Genomic DNA, 2,636 nt, shown 5'->3' with positions numbered 1-2,636 from the left:
ATTCGACTAACTTTAAGACATCGCTAATGAGTTAGGCTCTTTCCTTTCGCTCGCCGCTACTTGAAAATCGATGTTTCTTTCTCTTCCTCCTGCTACTTAGATGTTTCAGTTCGCAGGGTATCGCCTTACTAAGCTATGTATTCACTTAGTAATGATTGTGTCTTCCACAACCGGGTTGCCCCATTCGGAGACCTAGGGGTCAGTGCTTTTTTGTGAGCTCACCCTAGTTTTCGTTCACTTACGTCCTTTATCGCCTTCATGTGCCAAGGCATCCACCTTGTGCCCTTTCTTCCTTGACTGGAAATATTTATAGCTATTTAATTTTTTTAGGTTCATTTTAATGCCCTGTTCGAGTTTTGTTTGGTTATTTACTGTAACCTAACGTTATTTTCGATTATGGGCTTGGTGGAGATGAAGAGATTCGAACTCTTGACCCCCTGCGTGCAAGGCAGGTGCTCTCCCAACTGAGCTACACCCCCATGTAACCTTTAATCTACAAAGTCTACTTTGTTCCAAACAAAGTTTTTTTATTAATTTTCTTTTGGTAAAAGTCAGCGTACCGACTTTTTACTCTTAGAAAGGAGGTGATCCAGCCGCACCTTCCGATACGGCTACCTTGTTACGACTTCACCCCAGTTACTGACCCTACCTTCGACTGCTGCGTCCTAAAAGGTTCGCTCACAGGCTTCGGGTATTGCCAACTTCCATGGTGTGACGGGCGGTGTGTACAAGACCCGGGAACGCATTCACCGCGACATTCTGATTCGCGATTACTAGCAACTCCAACTTCATGTACTCGAGTTGCAGAGTACAATCCGAACTGGGACAGATTTTGTGAGTTTCGCTTCAGATCACTCTTTCGCTGCCCTCTGTATCTGCCATTGTAGCACGTGTGTAGCCCAAGTCATAAAGGGCATGATGATTTGACGTCGTCCCCACCTTCCTCCGGTTTATCACCGGCAGTATCGCTAGAGTCCCCAACTTAATGATGGTAACTAACGATAGGGGTTGCGCTCGTTATGGGACTTAACCCAACATCTCACGACACGAGCTGACGACAACCATGCACCACCTGTATTTCAGTCGACCGAAGTCGTAAGGAATTATCTCTAATTCCCTCCGAAATATGTCAAGACTTGGTAAGGTTCTTCGCGTTGCGTCGAATTAAACCACATGCTCCGCTGCTTGTGCGGGTCCCCGTCAATTCCTTTGAGTTTCACACTTGCGTGCGTACTCCCCAGGCGGAGTGTTTAATGCGTTAGCTGCGGCTCCCAGATTATTCCAAGAACCTAACACTCATCGTTTACAGCGTGGACTACCAGGGTATCTAATCCTGTTTGCTACCCACGCTTTCGTACCTCAGCGTCAGATGATGACCAGAAAGTCGCCTTCGCCACCGGTATTCTTCCTAATATCTGCGCATTTCACCGCTACACTAGGAATTCCACTTTCCCTTCCATCTCTCAAGCCTAGCAGTTTTAAAAGCTTTATATAGTTGAGCTATATTCTTTAACTTCTAACTTACTAGGCCGCCTACGTACCCTTTACGCCCAATGATTCCGGACAACGCTCGGTCCATACGTATTACCGCGGCTGCTGGCACGTATTTAGCCGGACCTTATTCTTACGGTACTGTCATTTTCATCCCGTAAAAAAGATTTTTACAACCCGAAGGCCTTCTAAATCACGCGGCGTCGCTGCATCAGGGTTTCCCCCATTGTGCAAAATTCCCCACTGCTGCCTCCCGTAGGAGTTTGGGCCGTGTCTCAGTCCCAATGTGGCCGTACACTCTCTCAAGCCGGCTACTGATCGTCGCCTTGGTGAGCTTTTATCTCACCAACTAGCTAATCAGACGCAAGTCCATCTTACACCGATAAATCTTTGGTCTTTCCAGCATGGGCTGATTAGACTTTATAGGGTATTATTCTCCGTTTCCAGAGGCTATCCCCTTGTGTAAGGCAGGTTACTCACGTGTTACTCACCCGTTCGCCACTAATCCACTTAAGTTCATTCCGAAGAAATCATCTAAGTTTCATCGTTCGACTTGCATGTGTTATGCACGCCGCCAGCGTTTATCCTGAGCCAGGATCAAACTCTCAATTAAAGTTTGATCTTGACTATTGTCATTTTCATTTGGTCTCAAAGTATTAACTTTGTAGTTTTTATTTTGTTTTATTAAAGGTTCATGTGTCATTTGTAATGACTATTTAAGTCTACCACCTTTTTGAAAGCTTGTCAAGTTTTTTTAAAGATTTTTTTAAATTCTTTTGTTTAACACGACCTCTTTCTTGGTGCCGACTATTATATTATATCTCGTATTTTTTTCTGTCAAGTTTTTTTGAAGTTTTTTTAAAAACTTTTTTTCTTGTACTATTTTTGAGATAAAAAATATAGCTGTTAATCAAACAGCTATATTAGTATATTATCTTTTTTGACTTTTGTCAAATGTTTTTTATAAATTTTCTATTACTTCTTCTATATCAGGAAGTTGTGCTTGTGGATATTCTTTTGACCACTTAACAATTCCTTCTTCATCTATTATTATATTTGCTCTTTTGCTTGCTGAGTTTTCTTCATTAAATNTTCCATAAGCTTTTGCAACTTCTCCAAGTGGGAAAAATCTGATGCAAATTTTA

At 42.6% G+C, this 2,636-nt stretch carries 1 tRNA gene and 2 rRNA genes; all 3 read right to left on the bottom strand.

Features of this window, described 5'->3' with window-relative positions:
* Positions 1 to 299, bottom strand: a 23S ribosomal RNA gene (locus ANHYDRO_RS06825); the annotation flags it as partial.
* A gap of 104 nt (positions 300 to 403) precedes the next feature.
* Positions 404 to 479: transfer RNA gene (locus ANHYDRO_RS06820), tRNA-Ala, on the bottom strand.
* 98 nt (positions 480 to 577) lie between these two features.
* Positions 578 to 2,104: ribosomal RNA gene (locus ANHYDRO_RS06815) — 16S ribosomal RNA — on the bottom strand.
* Positions 2,105 to 2,636 lie beyond the last annotated feature (532 nt).

Source organism: Anaerococcus hydrogenalis DSM 7454, assembly GCF_000173355.1.
Lineage (GTDB): Bacteria > Bacillota > Clostridia > Tissierellales > Peptoniphilaceae > Anaerococcus > Anaerococcus hydrogenalis.
The sequence above is the reverse complement of the archived record's forward strand: the minus strand, read 5'-3'. Positions and strand labels throughout refer to the sequence as shown.